General features: G+C 71.0%; 15 protein-coding genes and 1 pseudogene. 7 read left to right on the plus strand and 9 right to left on the minus strand.

What is annotated here, in order from left to right; translation table 11 throughout:
• The first annotated feature begins 20 nt into the window (after positions 1-20).
• Both ACRRSS_RS15270 and ACRRSS_RS15275 read left to right on the plus strand, forming a co-directional pair.
• Complete coding sequence (locus tag ACRRSS_RS15270; RefSeq protein WP_435971754.1) at positions 21-1,607, plus strand: sulfite oxidase; 1,587 nt, start codon at positions 21-23, stop codon at positions 1,605-1,607.
• A gap of 88 nt (positions 1,608-1,695) precedes the next feature.
• The gene (locus ACRRSS_RS15275; RefSeq protein ID WP_435971755.1) at positions 1,696-2,343 is read left to right on the plus strand and encodes a fasciclin domain-containing protein; all 648 of its coding nucleotides are present in this window, start codon (positions 1,696-1,698) and stop codon (positions 2,341-2,343) included.
• Positions 2,344-2,538: 195 nt separating this feature from the next.
• On the opposite strand, the gene ACRRSS_RS15280 is transcribed toward ACRRSS_RS15275, so the two are convergent.
• A complete protein-coding gene (locus ACRRSS_RS15280; RefSeq protein WP_435971756.1) occupies positions 2,539-3,366 on the minus strand; it encodes an oxidoreductase in 828 nt (275 codons plus the stop codon).
• 95 nt (positions 3,367-3,461) lie between these two features.
• On the opposite strand from ACRRSS_RS15280, the gene ACRRSS_RS15285 reads away from it, so the two are divergent.
• From ACRRSS_RS15285 to ACRRSS_RS15295, 3 genes and pseudogenes are all read left to right on the plus strand, one after another.
• Complete coding sequence (locus ACRRSS_RS15285; protein ID WP_435971757.1) at positions 3,462-3,914, plus strand: MerR family transcriptional regulator; 453 nt, start codon at positions 3,462-3,464, stop codon at positions 3,912-3,914.
• A gap of 233 nt (positions 3,915-4,147) precedes the next feature.
• Positions 4,148-4,408, plus strand: a pseudogene (locus ACRRSS_RS15290) (DUF4394 domain-containing protein); the annotation flags it as partial.
• A 385-nt stretch (positions 4,409-4,793) separates the two neighbouring features.
• On the plus strand, positions 4,794-5,225 hold the full coding sequence (locus tag ACRRSS_RS15295) for a subtilase-type protease inhibitor (RefSeq protein WP_435975341.1): 432 nt from the start codon (positions 4,794-4,796) through the stop codon (positions 5,223-5,225).
• Between the two features lie 111 nt (positions 5,226-5,336).
• Here the strand turns inward: ACRRSS_RS15295 and ACRRSS_RS15300 are convergent, their stop codons facing one another.
• Positions 5,337-6,371 (minus strand): GlxA family transcriptional regulator, encoded by a 1,035-nt coding sequence (locus ACRRSS_RS15300; protein WP_435971758.1) that lies wholly within the window; start codon positions 6,369-6,371, stop codon positions 5,337-5,339.
• A 147-nt stretch (positions 6,372-6,518) separates the two neighbouring features.
• Here ACRRSS_RS15300 and ACRRSS_RS15305 point away from each other — a divergent pair, with 147 nt between their 5' ends.
• Complete coding sequence (locus ACRRSS_RS15305; RefSeq protein ID WP_435971759.1) at positions 6,519-7,442, plus strand: NADP-dependent oxidoreductase; 924 nt, start codon at positions 6,519-6,521, stop codon at positions 7,440-7,442.
• Positions 7,443-7,594: 152 nt separating this feature from the next.
• Positions 7,595-8,362: an SDR family NAD(P)-dependent oxidoreductase gene (locus ACRRSS_RS15310; protein ID WP_435971760.1), complete on the plus strand. Its 768-nt coding sequence runs from the start codon at positions 7,595-7,597 to the stop codon at positions 8,360-8,362.
• 55 nt (positions 8,363-8,417) lie between these two features.
• Here the strand turns inward: ACRRSS_RS15310 and ACRRSS_RS15315 are convergent, their stop codons facing one another.
• The 7 genes from ACRRSS_RS15315 to ACRRSS_RS15345 form a co-directional block, all read right to left on the minus strand.
• On the minus strand, positions 8,418-9,596 hold the full coding sequence (locus tag ACRRSS_RS15315; protein WP_435971761.1) for an HTTM domain-containing protein: 1,179 nt from the start codon (positions 9,594-9,596) through the stop codon (positions 8,418-8,420).
• The gene (locus ACRRSS_RS15320; RefSeq protein ID WP_435975342.1) at positions 9,586-10,116 is read right to left on the minus strand and encodes a DUF5819 family protein; all 531 of its coding nucleotides are present in this window, start codon (positions 10,114-10,116) and stop codon (positions 9,586-9,588) included. Before ACRRSS_RS15320 ends, ACRRSS_RS15315 begins: the two co-directional genes overlap by 11 nt.
• Before the next feature lie 326 nt (positions 10,117-10,442).
• Positions 10,443-11,756 (minus strand): ice-binding family protein, encoded by a 1,314-nt coding sequence (locus ACRRSS_RS15325; protein ID WP_435971762.1) that lies wholly within the window; start codon positions 11,754-11,756, stop codon positions 10,443-10,445.
• A 446-nt stretch (positions 11,757-12,202) separates the two neighbouring features.
• Positions 12,203-13,057, minus strand: coding sequence for a helix-turn-helix domain-containing protein (locus tag ACRRSS_RS15330; RefSeq protein WP_435971763.1), 855 nt, complete (start codon positions 13,055-13,057; stop codon positions 12,203-12,205).
• 363 nt (positions 13,058-13,420) lie between these two features.
• Positions 13,421-14,809, minus strand: a complete 1,389-nt coding sequence (locus ACRRSS_RS15335) for an AMP-binding protein (protein WP_435971764.1) — start codon at positions 14,807-14,809, stop codon at positions 13,421-13,423.
• A gap of 177 nt (positions 14,810-14,986) precedes the next feature.
• Positions 14,987-15,202 carry a ferredoxin gene (locus ACRRSS_RS15340; protein ID WP_435971765.1) on the minus strand — a complete coding sequence of 72 codons (216 nt, stop codon included), beginning with the start codon at positions 15,200-15,202 and terminating at the stop codon, positions 14,987-14,989.
• Positions 15,203-15,205: 3 nt separating this feature from the next.
• Positions 15,206-16,432 carry a cytochrome P450 gene (locus ACRRSS_RS15345; RefSeq protein ID WP_435975343.1) on the minus strand — a complete coding sequence of 409 codons (1,227 nt, stop codon included), beginning with the start codon at positions 16,430-16,432 and terminating at the stop codon, positions 15,206-15,208.
• Positions 16,433-16,592: the final 160 nt, after the last annotated feature.

Raw genomic sequence — 16,592 nt, forward strand, 5'->3', positions numbered from 1 at the left:
CGCCGGGTGGGCGTCGCCGAATGCCCGGTGTGAGCAGCTTCCGCAACACTCTCAGCCGAGCCTGTCTCGGAGCGTCGGCCGGCCTGCTGGCCGGATTCACCGCGCTGGCCGTGGCCGAGCTGGCCGCCGCCCTGGTCCGTCCTGCGGCCGGTCCGGTGACGGTGGTGGGTGGCGCGGTCATCGACCGGACCCCGGCGCCGGTGAAGGATTTCGCGATCCGCACGTTCGGGGAGGACGACAAGTTCGTCCTCCAGCTCGGCATCCTCGTCCTGTTGGGACTGTTCGCCGCCTGCCTGGGCGTCCTCTCCCTGCGCCACCGCCGGGCGGGGGCGGCCGGAGTGCTGCTGTTCGGGATCCTCGGTGGTGTCGCTGCCCTGAGCAGGCCCGGCAGCGCGGGCGTCGCGGACGCCCTGCCCTCGGTGGTGGGCGCGGTGGCCGGCGCCGCGGTCCTCTACCTCCTGGCGGGCAGGACGGCACCCGTCCGGCCACCGACGGGTGAGGAGGGTCCCACGAGCACCTGGAGCCGGCGGGGGTTCCTCACCGCGGCTACGGTGACCGCCGCCGCCGCGACCGGCGCCGGAGTGCTGGGCCGGGCGCTCACCGCGCGGCACGGCAGGGGCGCCGTCGCCTCCCGTGCCGCTCTCGTCCTGCCCGCTCCTGCCTCGCCCGCGCCCGCTCTTCCGGGGGGCGTACAGGTCAAGGTGGCCGGGATCAGCCCGTTCACCACGCCCAACCGGGACTTCTACCGCGTCGACACCGCCCTCGTCGTCCCCAAGGTCGACGCCGACACCTGGCGGCTGCGGATCCACGGCAAGGGCGTCGCCCGCCCCCGCACGTACACCCTCGACGACCTGCTGTCGCGGCCCCTGGTGGAACGCGACATCACGCTGACGTGTGTGTCGAACGAGGTCGGTGGGCCGTACGTGGGCAACGCCCGCTGGCTCGGCGTACGCCTGGCCGATCTGCTGACCGAGTGCGGTGTGAAGCCCCCCTCGGAGGGCGGTCCGGCGGACCAGCTGGTGGCCAGGTCGGTCGACGGCATGACGCTGGGATCTCCGGTGGAGGACGTCATGGACGGCCGCGACGCGCTGCTCGCCGTCGGCATGAACGGCGAGCCGCTCCCCTTCGAGCACGGCTTCCCGGTCCGCATGCTCGTCCCCGGCCTCTACGGGTACGTCTCCGCCTGCAAGTGGATCGAGGACATCGAGCTCACCACCTTCGACGCCTACGACCCCTACTGGGTGAAGCGGAAGTGGGCCCGCGAGGCGCCCATCAAGACCCAGGCCCGCATCGACACCCCCAAGCCCTTCGCCCGTCCGGAGGTCGGAACCGTGATGGTCGCGGGAGTCGCCTGGGCGCAGTACCGCGGCATCAGCCGCGTCGAAGTCCGGGTCGACGACGGCGTCTGGCAGGACGCCGAACTCGCCGCCCAGGACACCCGCGACACCTGGCGCCAGTGGTCCTTCCGCTGGCGGACCACCCCGGGCGGACACACCCTCACCGTCCGCGCGACCGACGGCACCGGCCAGGTGCAGACCGAACAGCGCGCCCGGACCGTCCCCGACGGGGCGAGCGGCCGGCACAGCGTGTTCGTCACCGTCCCCTGAGACCACCGGGCCGGCCCACGGGCCGGCCCGGCAGCACCACCAGCCCTCTGATCCATCACATATCAGCTGATTCAAGGAGAAAACCATCATGAACAACCTGCGTATCCGCCGTACCGCGCTCGCCGTCACCGCTGCCGCGCTGCTGCCCTTCTCGCTGGCCGCCTGCTCCGAATCCAGCGACGACACCAAGGCCGCGGCTCCCAGCACCGCCCAGGACACGGCCACGACCGAGGCCACTCCGACGGAGGACGCGATGACCGACGACCAGCCGTTCGGCCCGGCCTGCGCGGGTGTCCCCAAGGAGGGCGCGGGCTCCTTCGACGGCATGGCCAAGGACCCCGTCGCCACCGCCGCCTCCAACAACCCGGCCCTCTCCACCCTGGTCGCCGCCGTGAAGAAGGCCGGCCTGGTCGACACCCTGAACAACGCGCAGAACATCACCGTGTTCGCCCCGACCAACGAGGCCTTCGCGAAGATCCCGAAGGCCGACCTGGACAAGGTGCTGGCCGACAAGGCCACCCTGACCAAGATCCTCACCTACCACGTCGTCGGCCAGAAGCTCACCCCGAAGCAGCTGGAGAACGGCTCCTTCGAGACCCTCCAGAAGGGCATGGTCACCACCGCCGGCTCCGGCGAGGCCTACAAGGTCAACGACACGTCCAGCGTGGTCTGCGGCAACGTCAGGACCGCCAACGCCACCGTCTACATCGTCGACACCGTCCTGATGCCCAAGTAGCAGCCCTGGCAAGGGAAAGCACGACGAGTACGTAACGCGAGAGAGCGACCGGTGGCCTGGGACCCTCCGAGAACGGAGGCCCCAGGCCACCGTGCGCCCGCACGCGGCGCAGTGACCAGCGCGGTCATACTCTCGGCGCAATCACCTGGTCAGGCAACCGCGTTCGAGCCGACAGCCTGGTAGGAGGGTGGCCGCTCAGGCTCCGGTGGAGAGGGCTACGTGGCGCCATTGGTCGAGTTCGCGTCGCACCAGATCCAGTTTCGCCTCGACGCGCTCGATCGCGTCCGCCCCCAGCTGCAGGCGCAGCGGCGGCTCGGCGACCTCGGTGATGTCGACGATGGCCTTCGCCGCCTTCACCGGATCGCCTGGCTGGCGGCCGTCGTGCTCAGCCAGTGCCTTGCGCACCGGTCCCGCGCCGGCGACGTAGTCAGCGATGGAGGCCGGTTCGACCCGCATGCTCAAGTCGCTGAGGAAGTCGGTGCGAAACCCGCCCGGCTCCACGATCGTGACGCGGACGCCGAGCGGGGCCAGCTCGCCGTGCAGCGCCTCGGAGATGCCCTCGAGGGCGAACTTCGACGCGCCGTACAAGCCCGCCGCCGGAGCGGTGGCGAAGCCGCCCACGGAGCCGATGTTCAGGACGTGTCCGGTCCGCTGGGCGCGCAACACCGGCAGGGTCGCGCGCAACGTGTTGAGCACGCCGAAGACGTTGACGTCGAACAATGCCCGGGCGGCTTCGTCGGAGACCTCCTCGATCGCGCCGATGAGGCCGTAACCGGCGTTGTTGGCCACGATGTCGATCCTGCCGAATTTCGCCAGGCCGGCCTCCACCGCAGCCATCAGCTGCTCCGGCTCGGTCACGTCAGCGTTCACCGCCAGCAGTCCGTCCGGCTCCTGCGGGTACGTCCGGAGCACCGCTGAGGCATCCCTCGCCGTAGCGATCACGCCATGCCCTCGGTCCAGCGCCTCCCGAGTGATTTCCGCGCCAAGCCCTCGCGATGCCCCGGTGACAAACCAAACGCTCATGTTCTCCCCAGTTCCGATGGCCCGATGGGCCGACAACCCGACGCTAGAACCTAGAGTCGTGTCTAGATCAACAGCTATGTGAGGGAGGGACGTTCATGGACCTGGGCATCGGTGAGGTGGCACGACGCAGTGGGCTGAGCGTGCACGCGCTGCGGTTCTACGAGCGGGAGGGCCTGTTCGCCAACCCGGTGCGCCGCCTGCCCAACGGCCGCCGGATCTATCACGAGGAAGACCTGGAGTGGCTGGCCATCTGCACGAAGCTACGCTCCTCCGGCATGTCCCTGGCGATGATCAGGCAGTACATCGAGCTGGCCCGTCAGGGTCCGGGCAACGAACACGAGCGCCTTCAGCTGCTGCGCCAACACGAAAACCATGTGGAGACGCAGATCCGCGAGCTGCGGGACACCCTGGACGTGATGCGGCACAAAGTGCGAATCTACGAGGACCATGTCGCCCGCGGTGAAGCCGACCGGCTCTGGAATCCGTCCCACGCGGATGCCGCACAGGCCGGCGCTCGCCAGGTATGCCATCCACCAGAGGACACGTGATCGTCCGGTGACGACACGTGTGGAGTGGGCCGCGACATCTACCGCGTGACGGGCAGCGGGGAAGAGGGTCGGCCGGAAGCGGCGATTGGTTGGCGGGTGGGCGTGGCGCTAGGACTTTTGCGGGCTGTTGGAGGGGTTGTCGCGTAGGGCGGGCATCTCCGCCTTGCGGGGCGTCGAAGGATGCGGCAGACGTGCCTCACGGTGGAGGCTCGCAAACCGACCGGAGCCCTGTTGTGCGTACTCGACGTGCCGCTCTGATCAGCGTGGGTCTGACCTCGGACCAGCGCCTCGTCGGCTTCGACGTCCACGACCCGGCCCGGAGCTGGTCCCTCGGCAAGATCAACGGCCTCCAGGGCGACGGCAAGCTGGTCGGGATCGACTTCCGCGTCCAGAACGGCAAGCTGTACGGCGTCGGCGACAAGGGCGGCATCTACACGGTCGACAGCAACGCCAAGGCCGTCAAGGTCTCCCAGCTGACCGTGGCCCTCCAGGGCCCTTGAGGCACGCAGCCAACCCGGAATGCCCGAGCCGCGACTCCTGGGCGGGCAGGGGCCCGGCCATGGATGCGCCTCGGTGACGTGAGCATCGTTAATCGGTCGTACTGAACGACCGTTCGGTAAACCTGACGTGTCCTTGGCCAGGCCGAGAGCCGCCGTGGCGCCCGGGAGGGAGGAGCGCGGGGGGCGGTCCGGGGGCGCGGACGGCGGTCCTGACCTGCTGAACATTCTTTCGATCACCGGCATGCGGGCGCGCGTGTCCGGATAGCGACGGCGAAGGTGCGGTCGCTCTGCGTGTCAGACACACTCCGAAGCGCAAGCGGGGCGGCGATCGGAAGGTAGATGCCGCTTCAACTCTTCGAATCGAAAGTGAGTGTCCCTCGTGTTTCGTCGTTTCGCTGCGGTCTCCGCGTCCGCTCTCCTCTGTGCCGCCGCCACCTCCGGTGTCGCGGAAGCCGGGACCGACAGCCTGTACGCGCCCTCCGCCGTCGTGCTGAGCATCGGCAAGGGCGCCGACGTGAGCTCGTCCACCGTCCTGCGCGCGGTCACGCTCAGCTGCGCGCCGACCGCCGAGGGAACGCACCCCGACCCCGAAGCCGCCTGTGCCGAACTCAAGGCGACCTCCCTGGGCGGCACCTTCGACGGGCTGCTGGCCTCCCCGAACCCGGACCGCATGTGTCCGCAGCACTTCGACCCCGTCACCGTCACCGTGGACGGCGTATGGGAGGGGGCGCGCGCCTCGTGGCGGTACACCTTCGCCAACTCGTGCGCCATGGGGGTCACCCTGAACGGTGGGGCGGCCTTCGCGTTCTGACCGCCCCCGTGACGGACGTGCCCTGACAGGCACCCGGAGGCGGGATGGACGTGCCCTGACCGGCACCCGGGGAGCAGGGCGCCCGACCGGACCCCGCGGTCGGGCGCCCTTTCACCTCTGCTGTTCCCCCTCCGTTCCCGGGCCCCGCGGTGCGCCGGTGCCGAAGGCGCGGCGGTAGGCGGCGGGAGAGGTGCCGAAGGCCGCCCGCATGTGGGCGCGCAGGGAGTTCCCGGAGCCGAGCCCGGCGCGATGGGCGACGAGGTCCACGGGGAGCTCGGTCGTCTCCAGCAGCTGCTTGGCCAGTTCGAGGCGCTGTGCCGTGAGCCACTGCACGGGGGTCATGCCGGCCTCGTCGCGGAACCGGCGGGTGAAGGACCGCAGGCTCATACGGGCGTGCTCGGCGAGCCGGGCGAGGGTGAGCGGTTCCGCGAGGTGTTCCAGGGCCCAGGCCCGGGTGGCGGTGGTGCTGGCCACGGCGACCTCCGGGACGGGCCGGTCGATGAACTGCGCCTGCCCGCCGTCCCGCCAGGGAGGCACGACACACATACGGGCGGCGCGGTTCGCGGCCGCGGCGCCGTGGTCGCGGCGGATCATGTGCAGGCACAGGTCGACACCCGCCGCGACGCCCGCGGAGGTCAGCACATCCCCGTCGTCCACGAAGAGGACGTCCTCGTCGACCTTGACCTGGGGGAAGGCCCGGCGGAACTCGGGCGCCAGGTTCCAGTGGGTGGTGGCCGGCCGTCCGTCGAGGAGGCCGGCGGCGGCGAGGACGTAGGAGCCCGTGCAGATGGACACCAGGCGGGTGCCCGGCCGGATGCCGGCGATGGCGGCGGCGACCTCCGGCGACAGCGGGCCGCCCAGACCGAGTTCGGGCATGGCGTGCGTCGGCGGCACCACCACGGTGTCCGCGGCGGTGAGGGCCTCGGGTCCGGCCGCGGGCTGCACGGTGAAGCCCGCGTCGCTGAGCACGGGGGCGCCGTCGGCCGTGCAGATCGTGACCTCGTACAGAGGGTGGCCTTCCGCGTCAACGGCGCTGCCGAACACCCGGGAGGGGATGCCGAGTTCGAACGGAGGTACCCCGGGCAGCGCGAGCACGGCGACCCCGTGCGGTGTCGCCCGCTTCTTTTCCCGCTCGTTCTCCGGCATCCGGCCACCCTTCCACTCCTGGCCAGATCCTGACACATACTGGCCAGACAGCCAACACCGTGTGAGACCCGGGTACCGGATCGTGGACTCGTCGCCGCCGGAAGGGTTCCGGGGGCGTGCGGAACGAGAAGGAATGAGGCGGACAGCATGCGTGCGGTGGTCGTGGAGCAGTGGGGCGGACCCGAGAACCTGGTCGAGCGCGACGTGGAGCGCCCCGAGCCCGGCCTCAACGAGGTCCTGGTGCGGGTCCACGCGGCCGGAGTGAACCCGGTGGACTGGAAGACCCGGGCCGGTGGGGCCCTCATCGAGTGGGGCGCCGTCCCGGCCGTCGGCTGGGACGTGTCGGGCACGGTGGAGGCCGTGGGCCCCGGCGTGGGGATCTTCCGGCCCGGCGACGAGGTCTTCGGCATGCCGCTGTTCCCCCGGCAGGCCGGCGGATACGCCGAGTACGTGGTGGCCCCGGCCCGGCACCTCGCCCCCAAGCCCGCCTCCCTGACCCATGTGGAGGCCGCCGCGCTGCCGCTGGCCGCGCTGACCGCCTGGCAGGCCCTCGTCGACACCGCCGACGTCCGCCCCGGGGAACGGGTGCTGGTGCACGCCGCCGCGGGTGGGGTCGGACATCTGGCCGTGCAGATCGCCAAGGCGCGCGGGGCGTACGTCATCGGCACCGCCAGTGCCGCCAAGCACGACCTGGTGGGGGAGCTCGGTGCGGACGAGATGGTCGACTACCGGGAGGCCCGCTTCGAGGACGTCGTCTCCGAGGTGGACGTGGTGCTGGACGCCCTCGGAGGGGAGACGGCCGAGCGCTCCCTGAAGGTCCTCCGCGACGGTGGCAGGCTGATCACCCTGCCGGGCCCGGACGACGTCCCCGCCGCTCCGGACGGTGTGCGGGCGGCCTGGGTCCTGGTCGAACCCGATCACCTCGGCCTGCGTGAGATCGCGGCCCTGGTGGAGGACGGAAAGCTGAGGCCGGTGGTCGACCTCGTCCTGCCGCTCGCCGAAGCGGCGAAGGCCCATGCGATCGGAGAGCGGGGCCGCACCACGGGGAAGATCGTCCTGACGGTCGTCTGATCCGAGGCCCGCGCCCCGGGCCGAGGCCCGCGGGCCCCGGAGCCGTAGCCCGGACCGACGCCCCGGCCCGATGACGGAACCGGCTCCCCGGGGGCACGGCGGCAGGGGTGCAGAATGCCTGGCGGTACGTACCCCGAACGGAAGGCACCCGCATGAACCTGCCCGCATCAGGCCGTCGCGTCCTCGTCAGCGGCGCCTCCCGGGGCCTGGGTCGGGCGGTCGCCCAGGCTTTCGCCGCCAACGGCGACCGGGTCGCCGTCCACTACGGGTCGCGCGCCGAGGACGCCCGTGCGACCCTCGACTCCCTTGACGGGACGGGGCACACCCTGATCGGAGGGGACCTCGCGGACCCGGAGGGGGCCGTGGCCGTGGTCGACGCTGTCGCCGAGGAGTTGGGCGGGATCGACGTGCTGGTCAACAACGCCGCCGTGAACCTCCGCCACCCCCTCGCCGAGACCCCGTACGAGGAGTGGGTGGCGGTATGGCAGCGTCACGTGTCCGTGAACCTGCTGGCCACCGCGAACCTGAGCCATCTCGCGGCGCGGCGGATGATCGACCAGGGTTCGGGCGGCCGGATCGTCAACATCGGCTCCCGGGGCGCCTTCCGAGGCGAACCCGACCACCCGGCCTACGGGGCGACCAAGGCCGCTGTCCACGCGCTCGGGCAGTCGCTGGCGGTCTCGCTCGCCCCGTACCGGATCGCCGTCGCCTCGGTGGCACCCGGATTCTTCGCCACGGAGCGTGTCTCGTCCCGGCTGGAGGGGCCCGAGGGAGCCGCGATCCGCTCCCAGAGCCCCTTCGGCCGGGTGGCCGACCCCGCAGAGATCGCGGCGGCGGTGCTGTGGTTCGCCTCTCCCGTGGCGGAATGGTCGTCCGGCACGATTCTCGACCTCAACGGAGCTTCGTACCTGCGGAGTTGAGTACGTCGACCCGCGAACTCCGGACGGTCCGCGTCCGGCGGCAGCGTCGGCGTATCTACCTCCCCGGAACGGCCCGATGTTGAGGGGCGGGTGCCTCTGGTCCGCCCTGCACGGGTACGGATGCCGACTCCGCCGCTCGGCCGGGTTCGGGCCGCCGCGCCCCGGTGCGCTGTACCGCGCCTCGCCACAGGCGAGGCAGGACGGTGTAGAAGCGGTCGGGGAGGAAGACGGCGTCCGCGACGATCATGGCGCCGGAGAAGAGGGGCAGCCCCATGAGAACGGCGATACCGATGTGCATGCCGAGCAGTACGGCCAGAACGGGATACTTGAGCCTGCCGAAGAGCACGAACGGGAAGGCGACCTGCACGAGGACCGTCACGTAACTGGCGATCGCGATCACCGTGGGGAACGCGTCCACGAGGTGGGAGAGCAGGGGCCAGGGCTGGAACAGTTCGAGGTTCAGCGCGTAGTGGAGAGCGGTGCCGCCGCCCCAGGTGGAACCCTGGACCTTGTACAGACCGGCCGATCCGTAGAGGAAGCAGACCTGTGCGGCGATGACGAAGACGCCGCAGTTGTGTACAACCGTGGTCAACGTGACCCAGGCGTCCGAGAGTCGCTGTGCGTGGAAGCCCTTCGCCGGCTGCGGAGCGTGGGCCGCGCGAGCCGCCCTGAGCCCTTTTCTGCGGGCGTCCAGGGACCAGCGCCGACCGCACGCGGTGAGAACGAGATACAGCGACATCAGCAGGATCAGGTTGTCGCCCCCGTCCGTCATGAAGATCGCCCTCGCGTGGAACGAGACCACCATGACGGCGAAGAGGACGGACATGAGGCGGGTCCGCCAGCCCAGCGTGAACAGCATCGACGTGACGAGGGCCATCACGTAGCAGAGTTCGAAGTACACGCGGCTCTCGGACAGGACCAGAACGCTGTTCCAGCCCGTCTGATCGAAGAGCTGTTCCGCCAGCGCGGGCGTCCAGGGAGAGCCGGGGCCCCAGATCTCGTCACGGTGCGGGAACTCGCGGAGCAGGAAGATCAGGTAGAGCAGCCCGTAGCCGATGCGCAGAACCGCGGTGGCGTACAGGGACAGCGGCCGGGCGGTGAGAAGTGCCCACAGAGCGCCGATCCGGTCGGAGAGCCATCGGTGGGCCAGGGCGGCGAGTGACGTCTCCCGGTCCGCGGCGCCGTGTGGTGCGGCTGCCTTCGGGGGGACTCGGGGGGCCTGCTCAGTTTCCACGGGAGGTCACCTTCCACCAGGGCAGGAGCCGGTCCTCGGTGGGCACCGGCTTGCGGCCCCCGGCCGTGCCGGGGGGAGCGATGGGCAGCGTGACGACACGGAGCTGGATGAACTCGAACGCGTCGGCGCCGTTGTGGTCGGCGGTGCGGTCCCTGGCGATGTTGCTCAGATACTTCTGCAGCATCCGAGCCCTTTCCGAGCGCGCCGTGTCGCTTCCTCCGTGAGTATCCACGTAGGAGCTCCAGGCGCGGCGCAGAAGGTTCTGAGCCGTGTGGCTCGGGAAAGCGGAGTTCTCGACAGCGGAATTGTCCGCGGCGGTGAGATCGAGCCAAGGGCTCACCCGCACGTTTCCGTCGGAATCCGTGTGTGCGGTTCTCGCCAGGACCTGCCGGTTGAAGGAATCGGGATCCGGGGCGAAGAGCCGCCAATTCTGTTCGAAGAAGGGGTACACCCATCCGTTGACCTGTGGGCCGTACCGCTTCGACACGGGGTTGGGCGGGGCCACGTGAAGGAACACCATGACGACGTGGACCACCGTCGTCACCAGACACAGGACGACGGTGGTGTACAGCCCCGTTCTCAGCGCGCGAGCGGCCAGGGGCCATCTGTCCGGGGGGATCGTCCCGTCATCTCGTGGCCAGGGGGCCGTTTCGGAATCGGACTGCCGAAGTTCCTTCACCGCCGCTGAATCGGTTGTCCGCGACACCGCCCACCCTGTCCTTCTCGTATGTGCTGTTCACGCCTGAGGTCTCCGCGACGCGCACCGGGCACGCGGTGCGCGGCGGATTCGATGAGGATTCCGCCGCGCACCGGCACCCGGTGAACGGGCTTCGTGCAGCCTGCTGTCTAGCCCTCGTGGCCTTCATGGCCCGCAGGCTTGTCGGCGTAGCCGTAGTGCCCGGCGGGGTGCTCACCGTGACCCGGCTTGCCGGGGCCCTCGCCGTGTCCGTTGCCGGGTCCGCCGTGCTCGGGCCCGTGGTCGGGTCCGCCGTGGTCGGGCCCGTGGTCGGGTCCGCCGTGGTCGGGCCCGTGGTCGGGTCCGCCGTGGTTCGGCCGGCCGTGGTCGGGCTTGTCGCCGTGGCCCGGCCCGCCGGGCTTGCCGCCGTTCGCACCGGCGACGTTCCCCCCGGTGATGGACCCGCCGGTCGTGTTTCCGGCGGTGTTGCCCGACGTGTCTCCGCCCGTGGTGTTCCCGGCGGTGTTGCCCGCGGTGTTCCCGGAGGTGTTGCCGGCGATGTTCCCGGAGGTGCCGCCGCCGACCAGGTTGACGCTCGGGCCGCCGATGAGGCTGCCGCCGATCAGGCCCAGAGTGGTGCCGGTCGTCGTGCCGGTCGTCGTGCCGGTCGTCGTCCCGGTCGTCGTCCCGGTCGTTGTGCCGGTCGTCGTTCCGGTCGTCGTTCCACCGGTGGCGCACCCGCCGAGGAAGATCCTGTTGTTGTTGAGCGTCACCTCGCCGTTACGGGCCAGCGCCCGGCCCTCGACGCTCGCCCCCTGGTTCACGAAGATCGAGGTCAGCGCCATGATGGTGCCCACGAAGGTGGAGGTGGTGCCGAGGGTCGCCGAACTCCCGATCTGCCAGTAGACGTTGCACGGCGAGGCGCCGTTCGTGAGGAGGATCCGGCTGCTGGAGGCCGTCGTCAGGGCTTCGGGGATCTGGAAGACCCAGACCGCGTTGGGGTTCCCTCCGGCGTTCAGGATCAGGTCACCGGTGAGGCCGACACCGGAGGTGGCCCTGTGGACGCCGGGAAGCAGTTCCTGACCGCCGCCGATTCCCGCGGCGAGCGGGAAGTCCGGTGCCTGGCCCGTCAATTGGCCGGCCGCGTTGTTGTACGCCACGATCAGATCACTCTTGGCCTGGGCGGCCGCGGCATCCGCGGGGTGCACCGCGCCGAGTACCAGGCCGGGCGGGAATCCGGTGATGGCCGGGTTCGGGTGCGTCCCAAGGTCGTGGTCGAGCACCGAGTTGCCGGTGTTGGTGACTCCCTGGCCCGCCAGGACGGAGTAGCCGGCGGTGGTGCCCAGGGGCACGGGCGTCGCGATGGCCAGTGCCTGTGTCGAGGTCACGGCTACCATGACGCCCGCGACCGTCGCGGCGAGGGCCGAAGCCAGCCCGCCGGACATAAGGCGACGCTGAGTTGTTCGAGGGATGTGCAGCTTCATCAAGAGGCCAATTTCTGTGGGGGGCCATGGCCTGCCGGGCCCTACCGATCACCCGGAAAGCCTTCTAGCTGTCGCCGCATATTACGCAGGAATTTCCACGCACCAACGCCGAGGAGGAACGGAGAGGGGGGATTGATATAAACACATTCGAATTCACCGGGCGGGATGAAAATATGCGACCTTCCGCTGTCGGTGATCCGGAACGCCACTTGATGAGTGGACCTGGTCGGCTCACACGCGCGGGCTCCGCACATCTGTCCAGAGAACCGGATCCGATGCGAACACGGATGTACGGCCGACCGGGTTAAATCAGGAACTTCGCCGAGTGGGCGTGGCGCACCGCACGGAGCCCTGTCGATCGTGTCCATGTGCTCGGGCGGTTGCCCGCGATTCCGCCTGGTGGCGTACCGGTCGCCGTCAGAGCCTGGAGCGCCGTCCCCCGGTGCTCATGCTGTGGAGGCCTTGATGGCGTCGGTGAGGAGGTGACGGCTGCGCTCCGGGGTGAGGGCCCGGGCCGTCAGGTGGGCGTGAGTCACGCCGTACTGCCGCACGTCGGACGGCTTGTCCAGGCAGAGGCCGCTGGTGAACCGCTCCACGTACACCACCGCCTCGCGGCTGTCGGGGAACTCCAGGACGGAGAACTGTCCCGAGAGGCCCGGGTGAGCGCCTGCGCTGTGAGGAAGGACGTGCACAGCGATGTGGGGCTCGGTGCTCAGCGCGTGCAGGTGCTCCAGTTGCTCGCGCATGATCTCCCGGCTGCCGACGACACGGCGCAGGGCTGATTCGTCCAGGACGACCCGCAGGTGCAACCGGCGGGCGGGATCGTAGATCCGGTACTGACGGCGAAGTCGCACCTTCAGCTGCGCGGCGGCCTGGTCCACCGTGAGCAGAGGGATCGTTTCCTCGATGATCGAGGCAGCGTAGGCGGGGGTCTGCAGCAGGCCGGGGACCACCATGGACTCGTACGAGCGAATGGAGGAGGCGACCGCCTCCAGCTCGACGTAGACGCTGTGGGGAATGTCGCCGTAGGCATGCCACCAGCCCTGCCGGGTCGTCTCCCTGGCCAGCGCTGTCAGTCGGTCGACGACAGGCTGTTCGGCGACACCGTAGAGCCTGCAGAGGTCGCGCACGTCACGGGGGCTGACGGCACGGCGGCCGGTCTCCATATGACTGACCTTGGCCTGGGAGATCAGCAGTCGCGCCGCCACCTGCGTGCCGGTCAGGCCGCTGTCCCGACGGAGCCGGCGCAGCTCTGCTCCCAGTCGTCGTCCTGTGACGGTGGGGTTGTTGTTCGCCGCCATGGGCGGTGTACCTCCGGCTCCAAGCCACTTCGTGCCCGAGCAGACTGGCATGGACCACCGGCTGTTGATCACACGCCGTGCCGTCGATGCCGTTCGGCGGGAAAAAGGATTGTGACGGGGTAATTTGCCGTGCGGTGCCGGGTGTCCGAGCCATGGCCTCGGGTCCGTTCGCAGCGGCCCGTCGCGAACTGGCTGCCCGGGGCCCAAGGGCGCGAGAGCGCCGCCTCCGGCACCTTGGTCCGTCGTGCGACGGCGTAGGTCACGTGCGGATCACCAGGCACGACGGCCCGCCCTGCCCGTCGTGATCCGGACGGATCGGCCCGCTCTCGCCGTCACGGGCGCGACGGGGGGCCCGCCCGCCCGTCAGGCGCCGGACCGATCCTCGTACTCGGGCAGCCGGGAGGCGTCCCCGAGCCGCCCGGTCACCACCAGATCGCCGTCCGGGGTGCGCCGTACGAGGTCGCCGGTGCGGAAGTAGCCGTCCGCGGTGAAGGCGCGCGCGTCGTGGTCGGATGCCCGGTAGTAGCCCCGCGGGGTGTACGGGCCGCGGACGAGGAGTTCGCCGGGTTCACCTTCGGGCACCTCCTCGCCGCCGGCGCCGACGAGGCGGATCTCGTCGTCGGGCGAGAGGGGGCGGCCCTGGGTGGTGAGCACGGTCTCGTCCGGATCGTCCGGCCGGGTGAGGGTCAGCAGTCCCTCGGGCGCGCCGTGGACCTGCTGCGGGCGGCAGCCCAGTTCGGTGCCGATCCGTTCGGCCGTCGCCCGGGGCGCGGGCGCGCCGACGATCTGGACGAGCCGCAGACTGCTCACGTCGGCCCCGGTCGTGGGCAGGGCGTCGAGCCAGCGGTCGGCGACGGCCGGCGTCACGGAGGTCAGGGTGACCCGTTCGCGGGCGACGGTCCGCAGGCATGCGGCGGGTGCCGGGTCCTCGGCCAGGACGACGGTGCCGCCGACGGAGAGGGCGCCGACGATGCCGGGGCAGCCGAGGGCGAACGGGGATTCGGCCGGCAGCGCGGCCAGGTACACGTCGTCCTGGGTCAGCGACACGAGCTCGGCGGCGGCCCGCACTTGACAGGTGTAGTCGTTGTGGGTGCGCGGAACGAGCCGGGGCGCCGCCGTCGTGCCGCCGGAGAGCATCAGGAGGGCCACCTGGTCGGCGCTCTGCGCGAGCGTCGGCCCGGGCGGGGAGTCGACGGAGCCCAGCGGGAAGGAGAGGCACCCGGAGGCGTCGGCGGTGAATCCGCCGTACGGGGACGAGGCGCCCGGCGCCTCAAGGGTGAACACCCGCCGCAGGAAAGGACCTCCGGCCGCGATCTCCCTGGCCATCGCCGCGTGGTCGAAGCCCTGGTACGTCGACGGGCCGACGTAGCCGACGGCCTGGCTGACCCGCACGACGTGGGAGACCGCGGGCGTGCGGAGCGAGACCGGGCAGAGTACGGGGACCAGGCCGGCCCGCATCAGCGCGAACACGGTGACGACGAACTCGGGGACGTTCGGCAGCTGGACGACGACCCGGTGCCTGGGCCGGAGTTCACGCAGCCGGAATCCCGCCGCCATGCGGTCCACCCGTCGGTTCAGCGCCGCGTACGTGACGCGGGTGTCGCCGTGGACGAGCGCGGTCCGCGGCCCGTGGTCCAGGGCCCAGCCGCGCAGCAGGTTGTCCAGGGTGTTGCCGCGCCAGTGCCCCGCCGCCCAGTAGCGGTCGACGAACTCCTCGGGCCAGGGTGTGCAGCCGTCGAGCAGGGATGTCATGGACGTCCTTCCGCACCGGTCCCGCACCCGTGCCCGAACCGGCGGTCGGGGGGCGCGGTCCTCACGCGGGCAGTCAAGTCCGCCGACTCCGAGCCCCGCAATGCGCCGTCCCGACCAGCGCCGCGCGATCGCGTCGGCGGAACGTCCAAGGAACACGGCTGACCAGGGGAGTCACCGTCACGACGCGGGGGAGGGGCCCGGCTCCGTGAGCGTGATGACCGACCCCGGGCAGACGCCGGCGGCGACGCGCACCGCCGCCCGGTCCTCCCGCGGCGGCCGGGCGTCGAGCAGTACGACCAGGCCCTCGTCCTCGTCCTGGTCGAAGACGCGCGGGGCGGTCAGGGCGCACATCCCGGCCCCGAGGCACCGGTCGCGGTCGATGTGGACGTCCATGGATCAGTCCTCGTCCCAGGTGACCGGCAGCCGGTGCACGCCGTAGACGTTCATCCGCGTGCGCAGCGGGATCTCCTCGGCCGGCACGGCGAGGCGCAGCGTGGGGAACCGCCTCAGCAGCGCGGGCAGGGCCACCGTCATCTGGACGCGGGCCAGTTGCTGGCCGAGGCACTGGTGGATTCCGTGTCCGAAGCCGAGGTGGCCGGTTGCCTTGCGGCGCAGGTCGAGGGCGTCGGGGTCGGGGAACCGCTCCGGGTCCCGGTTGGCGGCCTCCAGGGAGAGGGTGACGGTCTCGCCCGCCCTGATCGGCTGCCCGTCCAGCTCGACGTCCTCCAGAGCGGACTTCACCACGGTGGGGGCGACGGTCAGGTAGCGCATCAGCTCCTCGACGGCCTGGGGAGCGAGGTCGGGGTCCGTTCGCAGGGCCTCGGCCTGCTCCGGGTGGGAGAGGAGCGCGAACGTACCGTGGGCGATCATGTTGGTGGTGGTGTCGAGCCCGGCGGCCAGCAGGAAGCCCCCGACGCCGATCAGTTCCTCGTCGGTGAGGTCGGAGTCCCGGGCCAGGTCGCCGAGCAGGTCGTCGGCGGGTGCGGCGCGCTTGGTGGCGACCAGTTCGGCCATGTACGACAGGAATCCGGCGAAGGCGGCCTGCTGGACCTCCGGCGTCACGTCCGTGGACATGAGGGTGTGGGCGTGGTCCTGGAAGCGCTCGCGGTCGGCGTAGGGCACCCCGAGCAGCTCGCAGATGATCAGGGCGGGGAGCGGCCGGGCGAAGGCCTCGACCAGGTCGGTGCCGGGCCCGCCGCTTTCCATCGCGTCCAGGTGCTCGGTGGTGATCTCCGTGACACGGTCGGAGAGCTGCCGCATCCTGCGGACGGTGAACCTGCCGGTGAGGAGCCGCCGGAAGCGGGTGTGCTCCGGTGCGTCCATCCCGGTCATGTCACCGACGGGCGCGGGCGGGAGCGGGCCTTCGGGGCCGCTGGGGAAGGGGTAGTGCAGCAGCTCGTACCGCGAGCTGAAGCGGCTGTCCCCCATGATCGCGCGGACCGTGGAGTAGCCGGTGGCCAGGTGGCCGACGTGCCCGTCGGGGTACGTCATCCGGGCCAGCGGCCGTTCCTCCCGCAGCTCCGCCAGTCCGGCGGGCGGGTCGAAGGGGCAGCCGGCGGCGCGGTCGGTGGGTAACGTGACGGGCTCGCCGGTCCCGGGGCGGGGTGACGGGGCGTGCTGCATGGTGTCCTCCGAGGAGAGTGACGTGTCGCGTGCGACGACCGTGCCGCCCTCGTCGCCGTCCTGGTCCGCCGAGCGTGGCGCCACCTGTGGCGCCGGTGGCGTCCGAGCGTGGGGCAGGTTCGCCGTCATGCGCTGCCAGGTGGTCATGGCGGACGGGATC

Origin of the sequence: Streptomyces sp. Qhu_M48 (genome assembly GCF_051305195.1) — a bacterium.
Taxonomy (GTDB): domain Bacteria; phylum Actinomycetota; class Actinomycetes; order Streptomycetales; family Streptomycetaceae; genus Streptomyces.

Coding starts and splice junctions, on each gene's coding strand:
- ACRRSS_RS15270 (WP_435971754.1), top strand. CDS start 21: ATGCCCGGTGTGAGCAGCTTCCGCAACACTCTCAGCCGAGCCTGTCTC.
- ACRRSS_RS15275 (WP_435971755.1), top strand. CDS start 1,696: ATGAACAACCTGCGTATCCGCCGTACCGCGCTCGCCGTCACCGCTGCC.
- ACRRSS_RS15280 (WP_435971756.1), bottom strand. CDS start 3,366: ATGAGCGTTTGGTTTGTCACCGGGGCATCGCGAGGGCTTGGCGCGGAA.
- ACRRSS_RS15285 (WP_435971757.1), top strand. CDS start 3,462: ATGGACCTGGGCATCGGTGAGGTGGCACGACGCAGTGGGCTGAGCGTG.
- ACRRSS_RS15300 (WP_435971758.1), bottom strand. CDS start 6,371: ATGCCGGAGAACGAGCGGGAAAAGAAGCGGGCGACACCGCACGGGGTC.
- ACRRSS_RS15305 (WP_435971759.1), top strand. CDS start 6,519: ATGCGTGCGGTGGTCGTGGAGCAGTGGGGCGGACCCGAGAACCTGGTC.
- ACRRSS_RS15310 (WP_435971760.1), top strand. CDS start 7,595: ATGAACCTGCCCGCATCAGGCCGTCGCGTCCTCGTCAGCGGCGCCTCC.
- ACRRSS_RS15320 (WP_435975342.1), bottom strand. CDS start 10,116: ATGGTGTTCCTTCACGTGGCCCCGCCCAACCCCGTGTCGAAGCGGTAC.
- ACRRSS_RS15325 (WP_435971762.1), bottom strand. CDS start 11,756: ATGAAGCTGCACATCCCTCGAACAACTCAGCGTCGCCTTATGTCCGGC.
- ACRRSS_RS15330 (WP_435971763.1), bottom strand. CDS start 13,057: ATGGCGGCGAACAACAACCCCACCGTCACAGGACGACGACTGGGAGCA.
- ACRRSS_RS15335 (WP_435971764.1), bottom strand. CDS start 14,809: ATGACATCCCTGCTCGACGGCTGCACACCCTGGCCCGAGGAGTTCGTC.
- ACRRSS_RS15340 (WP_435971765.1), bottom strand. CDS start 15,202: ATGGACGTCCACATCGACCGCGACCGGTGCCTCGGGGCCGGGATGTGC.
- ACRRSS_RS15345 (WP_435975343.1), bottom strand. CDS start 16,432: ATGCAGCACGCCCCGTCACCCCGCCCCGGGACCGGCGAGCCCGTCACG.